Below are 21,579 nucleotides of genomic sequence, written 5' to 3'. Positions count from 1 at the left end.
ATTGGATTTTTTGAGGGCTTACATAATAGAGCGGTTCGCTTTATGAACCGCGCCCTTTTTTGCATCATTAACATGTAAATATTTATCAAAAAAGATAATATTTTCTAGAGGAGGAACGGTTATGATCACGGTGCAAAAAATAAGCCATGATTTTGAAATTGGGAAAAAGGGTCGTCAAACGGTTATCCCTGTGCTAAAAGATGTTTCGTTTAAAGTTAATAAAGGGGAAATAGTGAGCATTGTCGGCAGAAGCGGTTCTGGAAAATCAACACTACTAAATCTCATTAGTGGATTTATTCACCCTATGCAAGGGGAAATTTGGATAAATGGAGTTCTGGTTACTGAATTAAATGAAGCAAAGTTCGCAGACTTTCGTATCGAAAATCTCGGCTTCATTTTTCAAAGCTTTCAGCTAATCCCAAGCATGACTGCCTTCCAAAATATCGAACTGCCATTAATCTTAAAAGGGGTTAGCGAAGTGGCACGTCGTAAGTTAACGGAAGAAATGCTGGCCAAGGTGGGACTCCTTGATTATCAGGACCATTATCCGGGCGAGCTTTCCGGAGGACAACAGCAACGGGTCAGTATTGCTAGGGCATTAATTGTGAATCCCCCAGTTATACTTGCCGATGAACCTACCGGAAGTCTTGATAGTGAAACGGAAGACGATTTGCTGCAATTTATCATTGACTTGAATCGCGACCTTGGTATTACCTTCCTCATTATTACTCACGATGATAAAGTGGCAAAAATTGGGCACCGAATGATTGAACTAAAGGATGGTCGGATTTTAGAGGAGATGATTGCATCATGAAGTTAAAAGATCAGTTCCGGTTTGTCCGGCAAAACATGAAAAAGAGTAAGACACGAGTTTTTATGACGATCTTAGCCACGGCAATGGGATGTGCGTTCCTGATTGTGCTTGCATCAGTTGGATTTGGCCTGCAAAAATCAATTGTCAAAGATATAACGGAACAAAGAATCGTAACAGAGATTGAAGTACATGGAAAAGAAGTGGATAAAGGAAACTTTCAGCAATTAACGAATAAGGACGTTAAATATTTTGAAAAGCTGGGAAATGTGAAGGCGGTAACCCGTCGGATTCAACTTCAGCAGCAAGCGAATTATGAAATTGACAATTATCAAACTAGTGCCGAGACCATTGTCACCCATATGCCCTCTGAGATGAAATCAGGCTTTGAGCTTTCTTCTGGTCGACTTCCTGAAAAGAAGGATGAAGTGATAGTAGGTTATGATTTTATAAAGGAACTTGCTTCAAAGGATGCTGATCCAAATGATCTATATGATAAAAAAGGGAAGGTTAAGGCCAAATATCTTTATAAAGAGGACCTAATCGGTAAAAGGGTTGCTTTGGTTGTTAGTAAGTTTGAAAATGGAAAAACGGAAAAGAAAAGTATACAGGTCACTGTTGTTGGAATTGGTAAGAAACCATCCAAGCAATGGAGTTATGATAGAAACGTCTTTATTTCAGAGGAAACCCTAAAGGAAATAGAAACATATACCGGTACACCAAGAGGGATGATGAAGGACCCAAACAATCCAGATATGAAGGTGCCAGAAAATATGGTTAACCAATACGATCAGGTCAAGATATATGCTAAAAATGTGGAAGCCGTAAAAAGGATTTCTGATAGGCTTGAAGAAAAGAAATACGCCACCTATTCGGTTCTAAATGAATTAAAAGAGATCAATATGGTTTTTACAATCGTAAAAGCTGGCCTTATTTTCATTGGAACAATCGCCATTTTGATTGCCTCCATTGGTATTTATAATACCATGACTATGGCCGTTACTGAGCGAGCTCCAGATATTGGGATCATGAAGGCTATTGGCGCAAATCCAAGGACGATTAAAAACATTTTTCTATTGGAAAGTAGTTATATTGGGCTGATTGGGGCACTGATTGGGACCGTAGTTTCATATGCAATTAGTTATGCTGTGAATTTTGGTCTTCCATTAATAATTCAACAGGTATTTGATGAAAAGCTACCTAAAGATTTATTGTTCAGCTATATTCCATGGTCATTACCTTTGATTTGTTTCATTATTTGTTATTTAGTGACAATCCTTTCTGGGCTAAGACCGGCACAACGGGCTACTAAAGTTGATGTGCTAAGGGCGATGAGAAGAGAAGTTTAACTTTTAGTTGCGAATGTTTTTCCTTCCAGTTGGTTACAGTAACTACGAGGATTAAACCTAAGGAGGATTATCAATGGAAAATACTCGTGAATTTGTAGAGAAACTGAATGAAAATAAGAAAAAACAAGAAAAGAATAAAAGAACCCATGGAAGTGGTCACCCCGGAAGACATCTACCTCAGAAACAGCATGACTAAAGCGTTAGGGAAATAAATTTAGTTCAAAATTCAGATAAAATGAGTGAGGCATCGGGCAACCCCGATGCTCTTTTTTGTTGGGTTATTATGGAATACTAATACCAAAAATGGGGAAATTAAGAAAGGAATGGCATTTATGGGCATCCTTTTGCCAATCTTTGCGAAAACCTTTAGGAGGGATTAAATGAATTATCGGAAATTATGGATTAGCTTAAGCTTAGTCATTATTATTTCTTTTGCAATTTTAGGATACTTTGGTGGACGAATTTATCAAGTAATGCCCCCGATTCCAGATCGAGTCGTAACGGATGATGGGAGGGAATTGTTTACAGGTAAAGATATTCAAGATGGACAAAACGTTTGGCAGTCTATTGGAGGTCAAGAAGTCGGAAGTATTTGGGGACATGGTGCATATGTAGCACCAGATTGGAATGCTGACTGGCTTCATCGAGAGTCAATCTTTATCTTAAATAAATGGGGAAAAGCGGATTTCGGAAAAAAATACGTGGACTTAAATGAAGAACAGAAGGCTCAATTACGTGCTCGTTTGAAAAAAGAAATTCGGACAAATACCTACGATAAAAAAACACATGTATTAACGATTTCAAAAGATCGAGAGGATGCTTATCGGTATTTAAATAGCTATTATTCGGGATTATTTATGAATGATCCGGACTTGGCAGATATACGTAATCATTATGCGATTCCTAAAAATACGGTGAAAAATCAGGCCAGGATGGACGATATGACCACATTTTTCTTCTGGAGTACTTGGTCAACCGCAACTAACCGTCCAGATAGCAATATCACCTATACAAATAACTGGCCGAATGAAGATTTGATTGATAATCGCCCAACAGGAGAATTGGTTATTTGGTCAGTAGTTAGTTTTGTAATGCTACTTGCTGGAGTTGGCGCACTTACTTGGTATTATGCTGCCCAACGCCACAAGGAACAGCATATTGAGGAAGTGTACCCAGAAAAGGATCCGCTCCTTGCACTATCACCTACTCCATCAATGAAGGCAACTTTAAAATATTTTTGGGTTGTAGCCGCTTTGGTAGTCGTCCAAGTAGGTCTTGGCGCAGTTACTGCCCACTATGCTGTAGAAGGGTCAGGTTTTTATGGTATCCCACTACAAAAATGGCTACCGTATTCCGTGGCGCGAACTTGGCACACTCAACTAGGGATTTTATGGATTGCCACTGCTTGGCTTGCCACAGGGTTGTTTATGGCACCAGCTGTTTCTGGTCATGAGCCAAAATTTCAGCGTGGTTTAGTCAATATTTTATTTGTTGCCTTGTTAATCATTGTGGTAGGATCAATGGCTGGCCAATGGTTTGGTGTATTCCAAAAGTTTGATAATCAAACAAATTTTTGGTTTGGGCATCAAGGCTATGAATATGTTGATTTAGGTCGTTTTTGGCAAATATTCTTAACGGTGGGTCTGTTCATTTGGCTGTTTTTAATGGGCAGAGCCTTATTACCAGCCTTTAAAAAATCACGTGAAGATCGACACTTGTTGGCGATGTTTTTAATCGCAGCGACAGCAATCCCGTTATTTTATGTTCCAGGATTAATGTGGGGACAACATACTCATTTGGCCATGGCTGAATACTGGCGCTGGTGGGTTGTTCATTTATGGGTAGAAGGATTTTTCGAAGTATTTGCGACAGTGGTGATTGCCTTCTTATTTACAAGAATGGGATTGCTACGAACAGCTACCGCTTCAGCCTCCGTGTTATTCTCAACCAGTATATTCTTGTTTGGAGGAATAATTGGAACCTTCCACCATTTATATTTCAGCGGTACACCATTGGGTGTCATTGCGTTTGGAGCAGTGTTTAGTGCATTAGAAGTTGTCCCACTGGTGATTATCGGATTTGAAGCCTATGAAAATCTCACTTTAAGCAGAACAAAACCATGGGTAACTGCTTATAAATGGCCGATATATTGCTTCGTAGCAGTAGCGTTTTGGAATTTAGTAGGTGCAGGATTGTTCGGTTTCTTCATTAATCCCCCAATTGCGCTTTATTATATGCAGGGGCTGAATACAACAGCTGTCCATGGGCACACAGCACTTTTTGGTGTTTATGGAATGCTTGGCATTGGATTGATGCTCTTTTGTTTAAAGGGGTTAACTGGACAAAGGAAATGGAAGACAAAGCTGCTAAGTTTTGCATTTTGGGCCATTAATATCGGCCTTGCATTAATGGTTCTACTAAGCTTAATTCCAATCGGACTAATGCAAACCTGGGCGAGTGTAGAGTATGGCATGTGGTATGCAAGATCTGCCGAATTCTTACAACAAGATACAGTGCAAACCTTTCATTGGCTTCGTGTTGTGGGTGACACTATATTTGCCATAGGAGTTTTGGCGCTAGGCTGGTTTATTCTAGGATTAAAAACAGGCTGGTCAGTAAAGGATGAGTCGCCTGATTTTGAAAGAACGGTAGGCAGATAAGTTTTGAAACAGCAGTTAGTTTGTAGACGTCGGACATCAAATCAAAAAAAGAGCGAACCAAGTAAATTTTGGGACGCTCTTTTTTTCTATTCTGATAAACCCATCGTTATACTCTGATATCCGACGGAATAATCATATTAGTAACTTACTTTGAATGCTCTGTTAACCAACTATCAATAGTCGGGTAGGTCCGTTTAATGGCACTTCCACCGACAATGACAGATACATGTCCAGTAGGCATAACTGTGAATGTTTTGTCTTTGCTTGAAATTTTCTCAAGTAAAGGTTCCACTTGATCTGGAGCAGCAATATGATCACGTTCGGCCGCAATATTTAAAACATTAGCCGTGATATTACTTAATAGAACTTGGCGTCCACGAATATAAAGATCATCGTTGATAAGCTTGTTTTGTTGATAAAACTCGCCAATCCACTGTCTAAATGCTTCACCTGGGAACGGAATACCATCCGCAACCCATTTTTGCATTAGTTGCCAGCTTTGAACAAATGCTTCATTTTCAACTCGATCAGCCAGACTTACGTAAGGACCAATATAATTGACAAGTGGCTTTAATAATTTATTTCCAAGGTCAATCATTTCAGGAGGTATAATCCCTAATGTATCAACCACTTTATCTAAATTAAAATAACGCTCGTCAAGCCAGTTCGTAAATAGACCTGTATCAGAAAAGTCAAACGGACTAGTTAAAAAGATTAAGTTACGAATAGGTAATTCAGGGTGAAGAGCAGCGAAAATAGAAGTAAGTGTGCCACCCATGCAATACCCTAGTAAGCTGATTTCTTCAGCACCTGACGTTTTTAATACTTTTTTAACAGCACGTGGAATGTATTCTAAAACATAATCATCAAACTTCAAATTACGATCTTCGTAACCTGGAGTTCCCCAATCTAAAAGGTAAACATCATGACCTTGGTTTGTCATGTATTCGATAAAGCTATTTCCAGGTGTTAAATCTAATATATATGGTTTATTTATTAATGCGTAAATAATTAATAGCGGAACTTTATTCGTTTTTTCCTTTGTTGCTTGATAGCGATAAAGTTTTGCCTTGTTTTTAGTCCAAATGACTTCCTTAGGAGTTTGACCAACCTTAGGCTCTGGGTTTCTTGTAAGTACATCTGAAACCTTTTTGAAACGATTATAATTTCTTTGAATATCCTCAGGCAGTAAATTAATCCATGATTCTACTTCTTTTGTTGCTGATAAAACCATCGAAATCCTCCTCGTTAGTTAACTTTTTTCACAAATAATCACCCAGGCAAGGGTGGTTATTAATCAGCTCCTTAGACTGGGTTTTCTTGTGTCATACTGGTGATCTTATGGCTTAATTGCCTATCACCCAAACGATATTACATATATAATCCGCCATTTACATTTATGCATTGACCAGTGATGTACTCGCTGTTTGCAAGGAAGATAACGGCTTCAGCAATTTCAGATGTTTTGCCTAAACGTTTCATCGGTATCTTACCAACGATTCCTTCCATTACATTTGCAGGAATTTCAGCAGTCATTTCAGTTGCAATAAAACCTGGGCAGATTGCATTTACAGTGATACCGCTTCTTGCAGTTTCCAATGCAAGTGATTTTGTGAAACCGATCATTCCAGCTTTTGCAGCAGAATAATTTGTTTGACCAAATCCGCCAGATTGTCCAATAACAGAACTGATATTGATAATACGGCCAAATTTTTGTTCTAACATTACATTGATTACAGCAGAAGTTGTGTGGTAAACACTATTAAGGTTAACGTTGATAACCTCGTTCCATTCAGCTTGGCTAAGTTTGCGGAAAGTACGGTCTCTTGTAATACCAGCGTTATTTACAAGAATGTCGATTCGACCAAATTCACTGATTGTTTTTTCAACTAATAATTGTGCCTCTTCCAAATTACTAACGTTAGCTTTGCAAGCAATAGCCTTGCCGCCAAATTCAGTAATTTCGTCTACAATACTTTCAGCTGATGCAGAGCTTGCATTGTAATTAACGACAACATTCGCGCCTTTTTTAGCAAGTTCTTTAGCGATTGTTGCCCCAATTCCTTTTGAGCTACCAGTTACAATTACAACTTTATCCTTTAAATTGTATGTATCCTCGATTTGGTTAACAAGATTCTTTTCAATAGTAGTCATTTTATTAGCTCCTTTGATTTTATAAATTAATTATTTTTATTTTTTTTCTACTGGTGTAGCGGGTGCTACGGATGCAGCAACTGGAGTGACTTCTTCATTCAATTGAACTGCCTTTAACAGGGTATCAATTTTTTTATCCAGTTTAGCGATACTAGCTTTTAATTTATTGATTTCTGATTGTGAATTATTGACTAACAATTCATCCTCGATTTTTTGATCAAGGTTTTCAACTTTTTCCTCTAAGTTAATAATAAGAGAAGCTACATTTGATATTTCATCCCGTGTAGGCATATTAACTTGTTTTAAATAGGCTTCAGTTGTATTTTGAACAGCGCCTTGATATTCCAAGTATCCGTTTTGAACTTGGCCCATCCATTCTGAAAATGCTTCTTTCTGCATTGTTTCATGAATAACACCATTCCACTTTTCCTCTGTTTTTTCATAAATACTCTTCCAGACAGAAAATGGATCCAATTTCGTTTTTTGTGTCACAAAGTCCCAACTCCTTTTTAATAAAATAAAAAATTTTTGAGTTTTGATAATTGTCCAGCTCAATCGCTCAGCGATTAGTGGATTTCTTCTGTAATTTTCAAATCTTCAAAAAATTCTCTCATGTATTAGAATAATCTATTTTATTCACCTATAGGGAATATAAAAACCGTGAAATTATGCGTAATATCACTAAATAACGACAAATTTCTTTGAATATTAGCTAAAAAAACCCTTTATTTGTCTATTTTTGAAACAAAAGTAATATTTGACAGGTATAACAAATAGGTGTAAATTACATATACAAGTTGAACAAGCTTGAACTATTTTTTTTGGTAATTGAATAAGCATTATATTACGGGGCAGTTTTGCCTTTGGGATCCAGATTCATATTTAGGAGGGTTATTGATGGCTACAAAAAAAAATGATGTTAAGGTTGTGAATGTAATGGATGTATTTTGGGATGGATGGTTTAATAGCTTTAAAACGTTTCACTCTCTTCAAAATGGGGTTGAAGAGCAGTCGTTACAGGTAATTGAAACACAAAAGGATTGGATCAAATCAACTGGCGAACAACTTTCACGATTAGAAGAAGACACAAAAAAATTGACATCAGATTGGCTTGGGAATTTACAAAGTACCTTAAATAAAGCACAAAGCGAATTTGGTGGACAAAACATACTTGAGTGGACAGATAAATTAGAAGAAATTGGCTTTAAATCAGATATCTCTGACTTTAGCCCTAGCAAAGCATTTACAGATATGCTTTCGAAATCTCATTCTCATTTAGAAGAAACGCTAAAAAGCGCGTTTGATCAACAACAAAAAAATCGTACTGAAATTTTGAAAGCATTAGAGGTTTATGTGGATCAGCTAAAGCAATCCCAGAATGGTGTCATGAAAACTTTCGAATTATACAATCCTTTAGTAACAAAATAGGAATAGGGATAGAGAAGGGGGCAAACATGCAAGAACTTTCCTACATGGATATTAACGTTGGGGATCATGCATCTTTTTCTAAAACGATTTCCGAGTCTGATATTTATCAATTTGCAGGGATTACGGGTGATTTTAACCCATTGCATGTTGACAACGAATTTGCAAAGAACTCAATTTTCAAAGAACGGATTTCACATGGTCTATTGACGGCGGGATTTATTTCAACCGTTATTGGAATGAAGCTCCCAGGAGTTAACTCAATATACTTAACCCAAAATTTAAAATTTTTAGGACCTGTCAAAATTGGCGACACTGTCAAAGCTGAAGTGAAGGTTCTGGAAAAAATCGATCGAAAAAAAATTATCCGCCTTCAAACTCTGGTAAAAAATCAACACGGGGAAATTGTAGTGGATGGAGAAGCGACGGTAATGAAAAAAGTTTAACAGCAACTGATTGATTGGAAGTTATTTTAAAAACATATCACTAAGAGCTAATCGGAGGAAGTTCCGATTGGCTCTTTTTATATTAATCAACTATTTTTCTAGTCCGTAAGCGGTTAATTCTCTTGAAAATTGATTGACGTCAAGGTTTTTAATTTCTTTTGTTAGTAAGATAACGAAGAAGCAATGAAGATGATGCACAATCTCGTAAGTAAAGTCAGGAGTGTGGATAATGGAAGGCTGTCATCATTTGCATAATGAAACGAATATCAAAAAACTATGTATTTCCATCGTTCCGATGTTTCAGGACCTGAGCCAACAAGAGATGGAGGAAATAGCAAGAACGAGTAAACATCAACAATACCAAAAGGGTGAGCTCCTCATTCAGGCAGGTGAGCCCACTGAACATTTATATATTATCCATACTGGGCGAGTGAAAATGTATCGACTTTCTGATTCAGGTAAGGAGCAGCTCATCAGAATTTTAGAACCTGGAGATTTTTTAGGAGAACTATCGCTATTTTCGCAACATGAATCTGACAGTTATGCCGAAACGATGATTAACTCAGACGTTTGCTCGATTCATCGGAAAAGTATGACTGACATTCTGCTGAATTATCCATCCATTTCTTTGAAACTATTAGGACAATTAAGTTCACGCTTAGAAAAAACAGAAAACCTTGTTGGAAGGCTAAGTTTGCAGGATGTCGAGAAAAGGACAGCCTCTTATTTAGTCGAAATGGCTGAAAAATTTGACGGTCTTGAAATTTTAACCCTTCCCATGAGTAAAAAAGATTTAGCATCTTACCTTGGAACAACGCAAGAAACGATTAGCCGACGTCTCTCTTCCTTTCAGGATCGGGGATGGATTGAGCAGACTGGACAAAGAAATATAAAAATTCGCAACTTAGATGCTTTACGAAAATCAGCAGAGTCCTAAATTAGTAGGGGGAATAGAACATGAATTGTATTATAGTATATACAAGTATGACGGGAAACACCGAAGAAATGGCAATGAAAATCAGTCAGGGTCTCTACGAATCCAATATACATGTCGTTGTTAAGGATTCATTTCTGACTAGTCCTGAGGAGCTTCTAAATTACGATGGAATTATCCTAGGTAGTTATACCTGGAACGATGGAGATTTACCAGATGAATTTATTGATTTTTATGAGGAAATGTGTAAATTGGATCTTTCTGGTAAAAAAACAGCTACCTTTGGCTCAGGCGATTCCACATATACTGATTTTTGCAGAGCTGTTGATATTTTGAAGGAACGATTTCAGGAATTGGGAGCAGTGAATATTCTCCCTGGGCTAAAAATAGAAGATACACCACTGGATGTGGAAATTGATCAGTGCAGAGAGTTTGGTAAAAAGTTTGCTGAAGGATTAATGAACTAATAATCATTTAGAGTAAAATTATTTTTTAAAATAATATTAGAACAACTTGAAGGCAGCCCTAAAGGCTGTTTTTTCTATTCATAGATAATTAAAAATGGGGTTTGTTGATAATTTTATATCCATAATTTCATATTTGACCTGAGTCAAAGAAACGGTTTGAGAATCAGCTTATGATAGTGTCAGACTAAAAAATAGGAGTGATCAAGATGAACAAAGTTAAATTCCAGTTAGAGTCTCTTTCATGTCCATCATGTATTAAAAAAATCGAGGGAACACTAAAAAAAATGATAGGAGTAGATGAAGCAAATGTGCTATTTAACTCCAGTAAAGTTAAAGTTACTTTTGATTCTACACAAATCAATCCAGAAGATTTGCAACGAACAATCGAGAAACTAGGTTATGAAGTACTTTCTATGCAGAGGGTGGTTCATTAATAAATGGGTAAAATTAAGCAAATCCATAGGATTATTGTTTCAGGACTGTTACTATCTTTAGCTTTTAGCTTTCATTTGCTAAGTTTGTCAGGTTGGGAAAAGGCCCCTTTAATTATCGCAACATTAGTTGCGGGGTATTCAATTGTTATCAAGGCCCTACAATCAGTCCGCATGAAGGCATTTAGTATCGAGCTTCTTGTTACCATCGCTGTTATTGGTGCCATGATCATAGGAGAATATGTTGAATCAGCAGCTGTAACGTTCTTGTTTTTATTTGGGGCTTACTTAGAAATACGAACGTTAGAAAAAACACGTACCTCCTTAAAATCATTAATGGATATGACACCACGAGAAGCAACAGTTATAAAAAATGGTGGACGAGTGGTGATGCCCGTTGATGAAATCATAATAGGTGATCACCTATTCATACAGTCAGGTGAGAAAATCGCCATTGACGGAAAAATTGTCTCTGGTAATGCCTATATTAACGAAGCAACCATTACAGGGGAATCTGTACCAGTAAATAAACAAAAGTTTGATCAAGTCTTTAGCGGAACGATCATTGATACTGGCTATATTGAAGTGGAAGCAGAAAGGGTCGGTGATCATACTGCTTTTGCTAAGATTATTGAATTAGTTGAAGAAGCACAGGAAACGAAAGCTAAAACACAGAAATTTTTAGAACGATTTGCTAGTTTGTATACTCCAGGAATTCTCTTGCTGTCGGTCATCGTTTTAATTTTAACAAAAAACATTGAACTTACCCTTACATTCCTCGTTATCGCTTGTCCTGGAGCCCTTGTCATTTCTGCCCCGGTATCACTTGTCGCCGGGATTGGAACTGGAGCAAAGAACGGCATCCTGATCAAAGGTGGTGAGGTGATGGAGAATTATGCAAGGATTGATGTCTTCGTTTTTGATAAAACTGGGACACTGACAAAAGGGAAACCTAAAGTAATAAACATCAAAGCTTTTGATACGGAAGAAAATGACCTTTTAAAAATCGCTGCAGAAGTTGAAATCATATCTGAACACCATTTAGGGAGAACAATCGTCAAAGAAGCTAAAGATCGTGGTATTGTGCTAACTAACGAACCCAAAAATTTTACCATAAAAAAAGGGTATGGATTAATTGCGTCGTTGTAAGACAAAACGATCATCATTGGTAATCGTAAGCTAATAATTAACCATGGCATTCCAATCCAAGAAGAAATTGAGAACTACGTAATTCAGCAAGAGAAAAATGGGAACACGTCGATTTTTATTGGAGTAGATAACATAGTTATTGGTATTATTTCGATTGCAGACCAAATTCGGGAAGAAGCAGCTGATACGATTAACCAACTAAAAGCGTTGGGTATAAAACAAACCATTATGCTTACCGGTGATAATCAGCATACTGCCGAGAAAGTAGCCTCACAGTTAGGGATTGATCATGTTTTTGCAGAATTGCTTCCAGAAGAAAAAGTAAATCATATTAAACAGTTAATATCAACAGGAGCCCGTGTTGCAATGGTTGGTGACGGCATCAATGATGCACCAGCAATAGCACTAGCGGATGTTGGATTGGCGATGGGGGCCGCCGGTACAGATGCAGCCATGGACATAGCCGATGTCGTATTAATGGGCGACAAATTAAGTAAGATCCCATATACCTATAAATTGGCTAAAGCAACCGTAATGAATATGAAGCAAAATATGTTCTTCGCTGTTGGAACTGTAGTCTTGCTCTTGGCGGGAGTATTGTTAGGAAAAGTTTTTTTGGCAACAGGAATGCTGATTCATGAAGCAAGTGTGCTGATCGTAATTATAAACGCTATTAGGCTGGTTGACTTTAAACAACGCCAACATTAGAGGGCTAGCTTGAGAAGTTTCCCAAATTGAAAACGACTAAAAACATGGAAATTGTATTTCCCTCCTTGACAGCGAGTCAGATTACGATAACATTTTAACAGTGAAGTTATCAATAGGAGGAACAAGGTTTGAGCCCTCAATTAACACAATCAATGATTAAACTATTCTGTGGGCAAAAGGCCTACGAAGAAGGCGAAGTTTACTATCGAAACGGAAAAGTTACTTTCTTTAATTATGACCAGAAAAATAATTTCTATGAAGCAGTGGTTGAAGGAAATTTAGACTTTCAGGTAACCTTTGAGGTGGATCGAAATGAAAAGGTTCATGCAGAATGTACCTGTCCTCCTTTTACTTTGAATCATAGATTCTGCAACCACATCGCCGCTGTCATGTGGAAAATTCATTATCTACCGGTAGAACATCCTAAGCCTCGTGATCAGAAACCAGCTTTAAGTTCAACCTCAATTAATGAGGGTTTTCTTGAGGAAAATAGGTTGACTAAAGGGGTTTTAGATCTATTTACAAGCAACTCATTCCACAAAATTGGTGTGCAGACATACTTTGAAAATAAAGAAATAATAAACATGAGCTTAATATGCCGACCGATTCCATCCGAAAACAGAAAATACATTTTTGGACTTGAGCTTCAGGTTGGGCTTAAACGGATGTATCTCGTTAAAAACATTAGAGAATTTCTCGAACACGTTGACCGAGGGGAACCCTATCCTTTCTCAAAACATTTTACCTACACACCTGAGCTTCATCGATTTCAACATGAAAACGAAGCGATACTTCAGCAATTAATTCAAATCTACCGACAAGAAACGATTTACCTTGGTGCAGATAATGTTTTTAATGAAAAGGTTGAACGCTCTCTTGATAAGAGAATACTGATCATCCCACCTTTCTTATGGGAAACTCTTCTTCCATTGCTTGTTCAGGCTCCGCTGGTAAAAATAGAACAGGAGCGGACTGTCTATTTGGGAATCCAGATATCTGAAGAAGCGCTTCCGCTTAAATTTGAGTTTGATCAGGCACAGTCGGAAGGATATCAATTAAAAATTCAGGGTCTCGATTGGATTACGGTATTTGAATCCTACAGCTGTGTCCTGTTTGACGGTAAAATCATTAAGCTGTCAGGGGATCAGTGCAAACTTCTTTCAGAACTAATGCAAATACTTGAAACCTATCGTAAAGATGTTGTTACGATTCCAGCACAACAAATGGAAGCTTATATGGAAAAGGTCATACCTGGTTTAATGAAATTAGGAGTAATTGTCATTTCTAAAGCCGTTTCCGACCGAATTGTCAAAAAAACTCTAAAAGCGAAACTATATTTAGACCGCCTGAATGGTCGACTCCTTGCTGGTCTAGAGTTTCAATATGACGATATTATTATTAATCCATTAGAAAGAGCTAGACAAAATCGAAGCTCGGATTTTCTTCTTTTGCGAGAAGGGGATAAAGAACAACAAATTTTGGAGTGGATGGATCAAAGTTCTTTCACAAAAACTGATGGCGGATATTTCATGCAAAATGAAGAGGAAGAATACCAATTCTTATACCACGGTGTTCCACAGCTAAAGAAACTTGTTGAGGTTTATGCCACCACGGCAGTAAAGGCCAGACTTTACACAGGAAATACCCCTATCAAGATAAAAGTGGATCTCGAAGAACGAACTGATTGGCTTGTATTCAAATTCGAGCTGGACGGGATTCCAGAATCAGAGCTCAGACAATTAATCAAGTCAGTGGAGGAGAAACGAAAATATTATCGTTTACCGAACGGTTCTTTGTTATCACTTGAAAGTAAGGAATTTAAAAAAACAAATCGACTCCTAAACGAATTAATTAACCAAAAAGAAGATTTGATTGATAACGAACTCCGTCTGCCAGTAATGTCTGGTCTTAATTTAATGGATTCTTATGAGAAGGTAAATGGCATTAGCCTAGGAAAATCATTTCGTCGTCTCTTAGAAAATCTTCGTAATCCTGATATTCGAGAATTTCCTGTCCCAGATAGCCTAGTGCACACCCTTCGGGATTACCAAGAGTATGGATTTCAATGGCTGAAGACCCTTGCTCACTATCGGTTTGGTGGTATTTTGGCAGATGAAATGGGATTAGGAAAAACGATTCAAAGTATCGCCTTTATTGTATCAGTGTTGCCTGAGATCAGAACTCGAGAACTGCCAGCCATCATTGTTGCTCCAGCCTCCCTTGTATATAACTGGTTTAATGAACTAAAGAAATTCGCTCCTGAGGTACGGGTGGCGATGGCTGAAGGCAGTAAAACCGAGCGGAGTCGTATTGTAAAGGATCTTAGCGCTATCGATGTGCTGATCACTTCTTACCCACTTTTACGTCAGGATATTAAAATATTTCAAGAACTGTCATTTCATACGCTAATTTTGGATGAGGCACAAGCCTTCAAAAACTATACGACGCAAACTGCAAGGGCAGTAAAAAAGATACAGGCCAAGCACCGTTTTGCACTTACGGGTACACCAATCGAAAACTCGTTAGAAGAACTATGGTCCATTTTCGATGTGGTTTTTCCAGAGTTATTTCAAAATAGAGCCAAATTCCATGATTTATCCCGTGAAACAGTTGCTAACCGAGTACGACCTTTTATATTAAGGCGGGTAAAATCAGACGTTCTTAAAGAGTTGCCCGAAAAAATAGAGTCGCAGCAAGCCTCAGAACTGCTGCCTGAACAAAAAAAATTATATGCTGCTTATTTGGCAAAATTGCGCCAGGAAACCCTGAAGCATTTGAACGAAGGCGGTCTTAAGAAAAATCGCATTAAAATCTTAGCGGGTTTAACGCGACTTCGGCAACTATGCCTTCACCCCGCTTTATTTATTGAGGGGTATGCAGGGAGTTCAGCCAAATTTGAACAATTGCTAGAAATTATCGAGGAATGCCGTAATGAAGGTAAAAGACTACTGATATTCTCACAATTTACGCAAATGCTAAAAATAATCGGAAAAGAGCTAGCCTATCAGGGAATACCATACTTCTACTTAGATGGTAATACCCCTGGGTCCGAGCGGGTAGAGTTGTGTAACAGGTTTAATGATGGGGAGAAGGAGATGTTCCTGATCTCACTTAAGGCAGGTGGGACTGGTCTTAATTTGACTGGAGCGGATACTGTGGTCCTTTATGATTTATGGTGGAATCCTGCAGTTGAGCAGCAGGCAGCCGACCGTGCCCACCGTATTGGGCAAAAGAAAATCGTCCAAGTGATACGCCTTGTTAGCCAAGGGACGATAGAAGACAAGATGTATGAACTCCAGCAGAGAAAGAAAAACCTGATTGACGAAGTTGTCCAGCCAGGGCAAGAAACACTTTCTACACTAACTGAGCAAGAGATCAAAGATATTCTATCGATTTAATCTTGAAAATAATAACAATGGTGATAGAATGTCGAAAAAAATAAAAATACAGCAACCAAAAATTAAACCATATTAATAAAGCATGCGGGTAGCTATCCGCATGCTTTATTTTTTATAAATTTGATTGATCTGTTCTTGTTGCTTTCAGTTCGGCAAAAATAGTACCCGTTATACTGTTCACTCCATGTGAATCTTGACCGAGTTCCCAAAGCATCATGCCACCGAAGCCGTGATCAAGCGCTAGTTTGGTTTTTCTTTGAATCGTGGCACCACCGTTATAATGGTAGGTCGTACCGTTGATGTTGACGGTATCCAGTCCGGCATTTACTGGATCACTTTTGATAATCGTCCCATAAGAAATCTGTTTGATGGCTGGATCTTCAGGCTGTGCATAACAGGGAACACCTAACACAAGCTTTTCTAGCGGTAGGTTCTGTGTCTTAAACAGGTTTGTCCAATAGTTTACAACATTCTCAGTAAATGGATACGGAGACAAATTGGCTGCATCGTATTCACCATCCCACTGGCCATCATAAGCCATGATATTGATATGGTCGACATGCTGGAACATCAATGGGTCATAAACCACTGAGGTAATTTCCGTTCCAGCAACGCTATGAATTTTAGAATTAACCGCAATGGACAGTTCCTTATTTTTAGCGTGAAGCTTATCACTTAACTCTTTTGTAAAAATAGCTAGGTTTTGAGCATCATCCTGTGATCGCGGATGCTCAAAATCGATATCAATGCCATCTAGTTTTTCGCGCTCTGCTATACTAGCGAGTTCGTTTATAAGCTTTGTACGTGAAGTAGGATTGGTAATCGCTTGCTTAAAATACTTATACGATTCCCCACCCTGGATGTGGTACCAACCACCCACGGCAAGCATAACTTTTGTGTCGTGTTGATGGGCTTTTGAAACGATCGTCCGCAAATTATTGAGAGCAGTATCTCCATTAAGCAAAATGCCACCGTCCTCTGTCGGATGGGCAAACGAAAAGATAACGTGAGTCAGTTTAGTGTAATCAACAACATTTGGATCACGAAAATCCTGAACATAACCGATAAGAACTTTTGGGTTTTCAGGATATAACTTTGGTTTTGCTTTTGGTTCAAGCTTTTTTGCTGATAGGGGGGCCTGCTTCGTTTTCAAGGGTTCTTCCTTAGCGTTGTTTGTAGAGAATAATACCCCTGCAAGAAAACCTCCTAAGAAGGTAATAAGCAATACTAGTGCAAGAAGGAGATTATGTTTCTTCATAAGTTGAATTCCTCCCTGAAATTAATCAACTTAAAAATTGTATCAGAAAAGAAGGGGAGTGGGAGGTGGTAATAAAAACCTATATTAATGTTCACACTAAAAATTGAGGGGATGGATTAATAAATTCATGTGGTGTAAATAGGTGGAAACCGAGGGGCTACAAAGGATTTGAGTGTTTAATAGATTTCAATGGTAAAAGAATCGAATCTCCAAAGCTTTAATTATCTGGTCCAGTGTAAGGATAGGACTTCTTGGTGGTGCTGGCCAATAAATACCAGTAGGATGCATTAAATTTGTTTTTGTTGCATTATGTGCTGGATCTCCCTTAATTGGATTGGGATCTGAAGTATTTCCAAAACGGTTGTTATTAAACAAAAAATGTCCTAACTCGTGAGCTAATATAAACTCGTTTTCCTTCGCGCCATTAGACATTATGATGAGTGGGTGGTCTATATACGAGATTGCGAGAATTTTAGTGCCATCTCGCCGAACTGTGCCAATCGTATTACCCTTCATATAAACGATGAACAAATTAGCTGTGGGGCAAAACTTTCTTCCTAGCCGCATTAGGATTTTTGCGTTTTGTTCTAGTTTTTGATTGGATAAAACAATATTTTCTGCATTTGAATTTAGACCTTGTAAATCTTTGTCAGGAATAATAAAATCGATAACCTCGAATCTTACTCCTATATTTATACTATTAACTTTTTGCTGCCACATTTTATTAGCAATAGCAAAATCCCTTTTAACTCTAATCGGGTCTGTCAGATTTCTTCCTACTTGAGCTCCTGGGAAAGCCATCACACATACACGTATAGTTCTACTCGAAACTATTTTGATGTAATTTTTCACTTATACACCTCTCTAAAGGTTGTTTACTATTTTTATATGAATTAATGGAAGAGAGGTGTGGACAAACACACTTGTATAGCTAAATTTGTATCCTATAAAGAGTTTGATAAGGAAGTGATCGAATGGATATACAGGGACAGCATCTAGTTGTGGATGCCTATGATTGCATTCCAGAAACCATTAATGATGCTGATGGGTTAAAAAGGTTAATGCTAAAGGCATTAAATGAGCTAAAAATGGAGGTCTTACTAGCTTACTTTCATTCTTTTTCACCACAGGGGGTAACAGGAATCATTGCCATTTCCACTTCCCATTTTTCGATCCACACCTGGCCGGAATACGGGTATGTTGCCTTGGATTTATATACTTGCTCTACGAACGATGCCTGGCCGGCCTTAAAGAGGGTTCTTGGCAAAATGGGAGCAAGAAGGGTCTGCATGTATGAAATCACAAGGGGGATTGAAGGGCAAGTACTATCTAAATGTGAAAATTTTCGTGCTAATGTGGGAAAACAGGGACTAACGGTAAGTGGTAGTCGAGGAAATGAGTGGGACATGAAGGTTTTAAAAGAAATCAAAAGAGGAGGACATAAAATCTTGTTCGAGGGATCTAGTCCGTTCCAGGACATTTTGCTAGCAGAAGCAAAGGATCTCCGTCTGTACCTGAATGAAGAATTACAGTTTTCATCTCTTGATGAAAAGCATTACCATGAAGCCTTGGTTTTACCGGCAATGGAACTAGCGAAATCCCGGGACCGTGTGTTAATTTTAGGAGGTGGGGACGGTCTTGGACTTCGGGAGGTTTTAAAATACCCTGATGTAAAACATACAGACCTTGTCGATATTGATCCATTCGTCATTGAACTTGCAAAAAATGATTGTGCACTTGTTGGCGCAAACACAAACTCATTGAAGGATGGCAGGGTGAAAGTGCATATTACTGATGCAATAGACTACTTAAAGGGCGTAATGGAAGCATATGGGGTAATTATTATTGATTTTCCCGATCCAGTTGATCCAACAACAAGCTCATTATATACAAAAGAATTATTCCATGAAGCAGGTCGGCATTTGGCGGAGGGTGGGGTCATCGTCTGCCAAGCTAATTCTCCACAGGACACTCCTAGGGTGTTCTGGAGTATTTCCATGACATTAAACGCTGCTGGATTTCAAACTAAAGCTTATTTTACCGTGGTACCGTCCTTTGGGGTATGGGGATTCCACTTGGCAAGCCGTGGAAAAATAAAGGAAAAAATGCCTGAAATAAGCGTTCCCCATCAAGCCATCGAGTCTAATTTAGATCCATTATTCTACCTACCCCCAGTTCTCCAAAAGCCGATAAAGGGCTTGATTATTAACCGTAAAAATGACCCCAGATTGCATGAATTATACCTAGAAGAAATAGAAAAAATTTAGTCCTAAACCCCGGTCCCTACGGAAGACTTTTTGGATGGGACCTCCATAATTTGGTTATAGTAAATATATCAGAATAACTTATAAGGATGATTCTATGATATATATCTATAATGATTATGGTGGAACCCATTCAACTTCAATGGCAGCAGCATATCATCTTAACCAAATCTCGGCTGACCATCCATTAACAAAGGAGGAAATATTCAATACTTCAATACTTTAACTTCTTCTGATTTTGGTAAGCTTATTTTTCATGGGATTGATGAGGATGGAAATTCAGTACATACCCTGGGCCGGAAATCATCAAAATATGTCGTTCCTTCTTTACAAAGTTTAAGTTTGTTATTACAAGAAAAGTATAAAGGTGAAGAAAAAATAGTTTTTTCAAACACTTCACCTACTGTTCCCATACCTATGTCACTTGGAGGCTTTTTTTCAAGAGGACTAAAAATTGATTCCATTGGTGTTCCATTATTAGTTTCAGGAGCGAAAATTTGCTTTAAGGACATTATACGGTTAGTGGATCACACAAAAAATATTGGTAAATCAACAAAAATACCAGTAACTGTATTAGACAATAAAGAATTTAAATAAAGGAACGTGAAAAGCCCTCTGAAATAAGAGGACTTTGAAAATATATATTTTATGATTCATTCAGATTCAAAATTGACTTTGCCAAAGCAATGGATTGATCCTTCGAATAGGTATTATACAACCCAGAACTTAATCTGATTGGGTCACCAAAAAAGAATCTTTCATAAAGGGTCTGCCTGCCGCCAAAGGCACTTATGCTTATATCCCATGCGAGCCTAAACAGTCTAGTTCTTTCTTTTGCATCACTGGATGCGCTCTGTAAGTATTGATGTAAATCTGTTTTAATTTCAGATTCAAAATCCTGTTCTGTGGGAATTGAAACCAATCCACTTGCTCCAAGCAACTGCAAAATCTCAGTTAATCTCGGGTATAACCTAGGAAACGTGACTATTGCTGCGTATAAGGGATTGGCATCGGGTATCATGATTCCTCGCTTATCTACTTTTGCCCCAATTTCGGAACTCAATAACAACGCCTTTTCGGTTTCAAGTCCCGTAATGATTTCACCTATTTTTTCTTGAACGTGCTGATATCCCCCGATATCAATTGAATCAACAAGTAATTGTGCTACACCAAGTAAAAACTCGCATTTTATTATCTGTCTAGACACGGTTTGATGTAGTAAAAATAAGTTAAATTTCGTTTCATCGTTAAAATTTCTTACAATTGAATAATCCTTGTAAAGGAATACCCTTTCCCAAGGCACGAGTACATTATCAAATACCACAATTGTATCCATTTCCTCAAATCTCGAACCTAATGGATGGTCAAATTCAGAGGTGCGGTATGCAAAGGATTCACGGCAGATAAACTTTAGGTTTGGTGTATTACTTGGAATGGAGAATGCATAAATAAATGGATCCTCAATATATTTCCCACCAACTGGTAAAACCAATAGTTCATCCGTAATGCCGCCTTGAGTAGCTAGCAGTCGTGCGCCTTTTATAATGATACCTTCACTATTTTGTTTAATAACTTGTGCAGAAATAGGAGTTTCGTTGGTCTCAAAATAAACCAAAGAACGGTTTACTTGAGGACTTACAAATGTGTGGGAGAAAGTAAGGTCATTTTCCCTGGCGTTTTCATATAATTTCCTGATATTTTTGCCACGATTTTGTTTGTCCTCAAAAACATCCCAAGCACTTCCTAACGCCATCAAACCTGTGTTCATATAATCTGGAGAACGCCCCATCATGCCTCCTGACGTTTTTGCCCATTCTTGTGTCGTTAATCTCCTCTTTTCTAAATCTTCTTTTGTTTTTGGCGGTAAAAAAGAACTCCCCACTCTTTTTCCTGTTAAAGGAGACAGATAGGTCATAAAGTCTTTGTTCTTTTCCAACTGTAGATCATAGAGCTTTGCTTTACTGGTTAGGATTCCTTTAAAGGCATGGTGTTCACATATATTTTTAGAAATTTTTTTACCATCCATCCAAATTTCTGCTTTTAAATTACCAATTCTTTTTAAGAAGGTTGAACCATCAATAGCAGGCACGTTTTTCACCTATTTTCCTTTGTATTATCTAGTCGT

The 21,579-nt window shown here is 37.9% G+C and carries 17 protein-coding genes and 2 pseudogenes; 13 read left to right on the top strand and 6 right to left on the bottom strand.

The window, feature by feature from the left end; genetic code table 11:
* Window positions 1–121: 121 nt before the first annotated feature.
* The 4 genes from B1NLA3E_RS11315 (at window position 122) to B1NLA3E_RS11305 (ending at window position 4,820) form a co-directional block, all read left to right on the top strand.
* A complete protein-coding gene (locus tag B1NLA3E_RS11315; RefSeq protein WP_015593975.1) occupies window positions 122–814 on the top strand; it encodes an ABC transporter ATP-binding protein in 693 nt (230 codons plus the stop codon).
* Entirely contained in the window at window positions 811–2,160 is a 1,350-nt protein-coding gene (locus B1NLA3E_RS11310) for an ABC transporter permease (RefSeq protein ID WP_015593974.1), read from the top strand. Before B1NLA3E_RS11315 ends, B1NLA3E_RS11310 begins: the two co-directional genes overlap by 4 nt.
* 73 nt (window positions 2,161–2,233) lie before the next feature.
* Entirely contained in the window at window positions 2,234–2,356 is a 123-nt protein-coding gene (locus B1NLA3E_RS23935) for a DUF4023 family protein (RefSeq protein WP_083935086.1), read from the top strand.
* A gap of 184 nt (window positions 2,357–2,540) precedes the next feature.
* Window positions 2,541–4,820: a nitric-oxide reductase large subunit gene (locus tag B1NLA3E_RS11305; RefSeq protein ID WP_015593973.1), complete on the top strand. Its 2,280-nt coding sequence runs from the start codon at window positions 2,541–2,543 to the stop codon at window positions 4,818–4,820.
* A 145-nt stretch (window positions 4,821–4,965) separates the two neighbouring features.
* On the opposite strand, the gene phaC is transcribed toward B1NLA3E_RS11305, so the two are convergent.
* The 3 genes from phaC to B1NLA3E_RS11290 all read right to left on the bottom strand — a co-directional run bounded on the left by phaC (window position 4,966) and on the right by B1NLA3E_RS11290 (window position 7,466).
* The gene (gene phaC / locus B1NLA3E_RS11300; protein WP_015593972.1) at window positions 4,966–6,054 is read right to left on the bottom strand and encodes a class III poly(R)-hydroxyalkanoic acid synthase subunit PhaC; all 1,089 of its coding nucleotides are present in this window, start codon (window positions 6,052–6,054) and stop codon (window positions 4,966–4,968) included.
* Between the two features lie 137 nt (window positions 6,055–6,191).
* Complete coding sequence (fabG, locus tag B1NLA3E_RS11295; RefSeq protein ID WP_015593971.1) at window positions 6,192–6,974, bottom strand: 3-oxoacyl-[acyl-carrier-protein] reductase; 783 nt, start codon at window positions 6,972–6,974, stop codon at window positions 6,192–6,194.
* A gap of 36 nt (window positions 6,975–7,010) precedes the next feature.
* Window positions 7,011–7,466, bottom strand: a complete 456-nt coding sequence (locus tag B1NLA3E_RS11290) for a poly(R)-hydroxyalkanoic acid synthase subunit PhaE (RefSeq protein ID WP_041580470.1) — start codon at window positions 7,464–7,466, stop codon at window positions 7,011–7,013.
* 405 nt (window positions 7,467–7,871) lie between these two features.
* Here B1NLA3E_RS11290 and B1NLA3E_RS11285 point away from each other — a divergent pair, with 405 nt between their 5' ends.
* The 7 genes and pseudogenes from B1NLA3E_RS11285 to B1NLA3E_RS11255 all read left to right on the top strand — a co-directional run bounded on the left by B1NLA3E_RS11285 (window position 7,872) and on the right by B1NLA3E_RS11255 (window position 15,932).
* Window positions 7,872–8,402, top strand: coding sequence for a phaP protein (locus B1NLA3E_RS11285; RefSeq protein ID WP_015593969.1), 531 nt, complete (start codon window positions 7,872–7,874; stop codon window positions 8,400–8,402).
* Between the two features lie 26 nt (window positions 8,403–8,428).
* Window positions 8,429–8,845, top strand: a complete 417-nt coding sequence (locus tag B1NLA3E_RS11280) for a MaoC family dehydratase (protein WP_015593968.1) — start codon at window positions 8,429–8,431, stop codon at window positions 8,843–8,845.
* Between the two features lie 229 nt (window positions 8,846–9,074).
* Window positions 9,075–9,782: a Crp/Fnr family transcriptional regulator gene (locus B1NLA3E_RS11275; RefSeq protein WP_015593967.1), complete on the top strand. Its 708-nt coding sequence runs from the start codon at window positions 9,075–9,077 to the stop codon at window positions 9,780–9,782.
* A gap of 20 nt (window positions 9,783–9,802) precedes the next feature.
* On the top strand, window positions 9,803–10,246 hold the full coding sequence (locus tag B1NLA3E_RS11270; protein ID WP_015593966.1) for a flavodoxin: 444 nt from the start codon (window positions 9,803–9,805) through the stop codon (window positions 10,244–10,246).
* A gap of 206 nt (window positions 10,247–10,452) precedes the next feature.
* Window positions 10,453–10,680, top strand: a complete 228-nt coding sequence (locus tag B1NLA3E_RS11265) for a heavy-metal-associated domain-containing protein (RefSeq protein WP_015593965.1) — start codon at window positions 10,453–10,455, stop codon at window positions 10,678–10,680.
* Between the two features lie 3 nt (window positions 10,681–10,683).
* Window positions 10,684–12,534 (top strand): annotated as a pseudogene (locus B1NLA3E_RS11260) (heavy metal translocating P-type ATPase).
* A 152-nt stretch (window positions 12,535–12,686) separates the two neighbouring features.
* Window positions 12,687–15,932, top strand: coding sequence for a DEAD/DEAH box helicase (locus B1NLA3E_RS11255; protein ID WP_015593964.1), 3,246 nt, complete (start codon window positions 12,687–12,689; stop codon window positions 15,930–15,932).
* 112 nt (window positions 15,933–16,044) lie between these two features.
* Here B1NLA3E_RS11255 and B1NLA3E_RS11250 read toward each other — a convergent pair whose 3' ends face one another.
* Together B1NLA3E_RS11250 and B1NLA3E_RS11245 are read right to left on the bottom strand one after the other, a co-directional pair.
* Window positions 16,045–17,190, bottom strand: coding sequence for a glycoside hydrolase family 18 protein (locus B1NLA3E_RS11250; protein WP_015593963.1), 1,146 nt, complete (start codon window positions 17,188–17,190; stop codon window positions 16,045–16,047).
* Between the two features lie 186 nt (window positions 17,191–17,376).
* Window positions 17,377–18,042, bottom strand: a complete 666-nt coding sequence (locus tag B1NLA3E_RS11245) for a hypothetical protein (protein WP_051120146.1) — start codon at window positions 18,040–18,042, stop codon at window positions 17,377–17,379.
* A 122-nt stretch (window positions 18,043–18,164) separates the two neighbouring features.
* Here B1NLA3E_RS11245 and speD point away from each other — a divergent pair, with 122 nt between their 5' ends.
* Window positions 18,165–19,457, top strand: a complete 1,293-nt coding sequence (gene speD, locus B1NLA3E_RS11240) for an adenosylmethionine decarboxylase (protein WP_015593961.1) — start codon at window positions 18,165–18,167, stop codon at window positions 19,455–19,457.
* 94 nt (window positions 19,458–19,551) lie between these two features.
* Window positions 19,552–20,051, top strand: a pseudogene (locus B1NLA3E_RS11235) (DUF3189 family protein).
* Window positions 20,052–20,100: 49 nt separating this feature from the next.
* Here the strand turns inward: B1NLA3E_RS11235 and hpaB are convergent.
* A complete protein-coding gene (hpaB, locus tag B1NLA3E_RS11230; RefSeq protein WP_041580468.1) occupies window positions 20,101–21,543 on the bottom strand; it encodes a 4-hydroxyphenylacetate 3-monooxygenase, oxygenase component in 1,443 nt (480 codons plus the stop codon).
* Between the last annotated feature and the right edge of the window lie 36 nt (window positions 21,544–21,579).

The organism is Bacillus sp. 1NLA3E, assembly GCF_000242895.2.
Lineage (GTDB): Bacteria > Bacillota > Bacilli > Bacillales > Cytobacillaceae > Bacillus_BU.
This window is presented reverse-complemented; position numbering and strand designations above follow the sequence as displayed.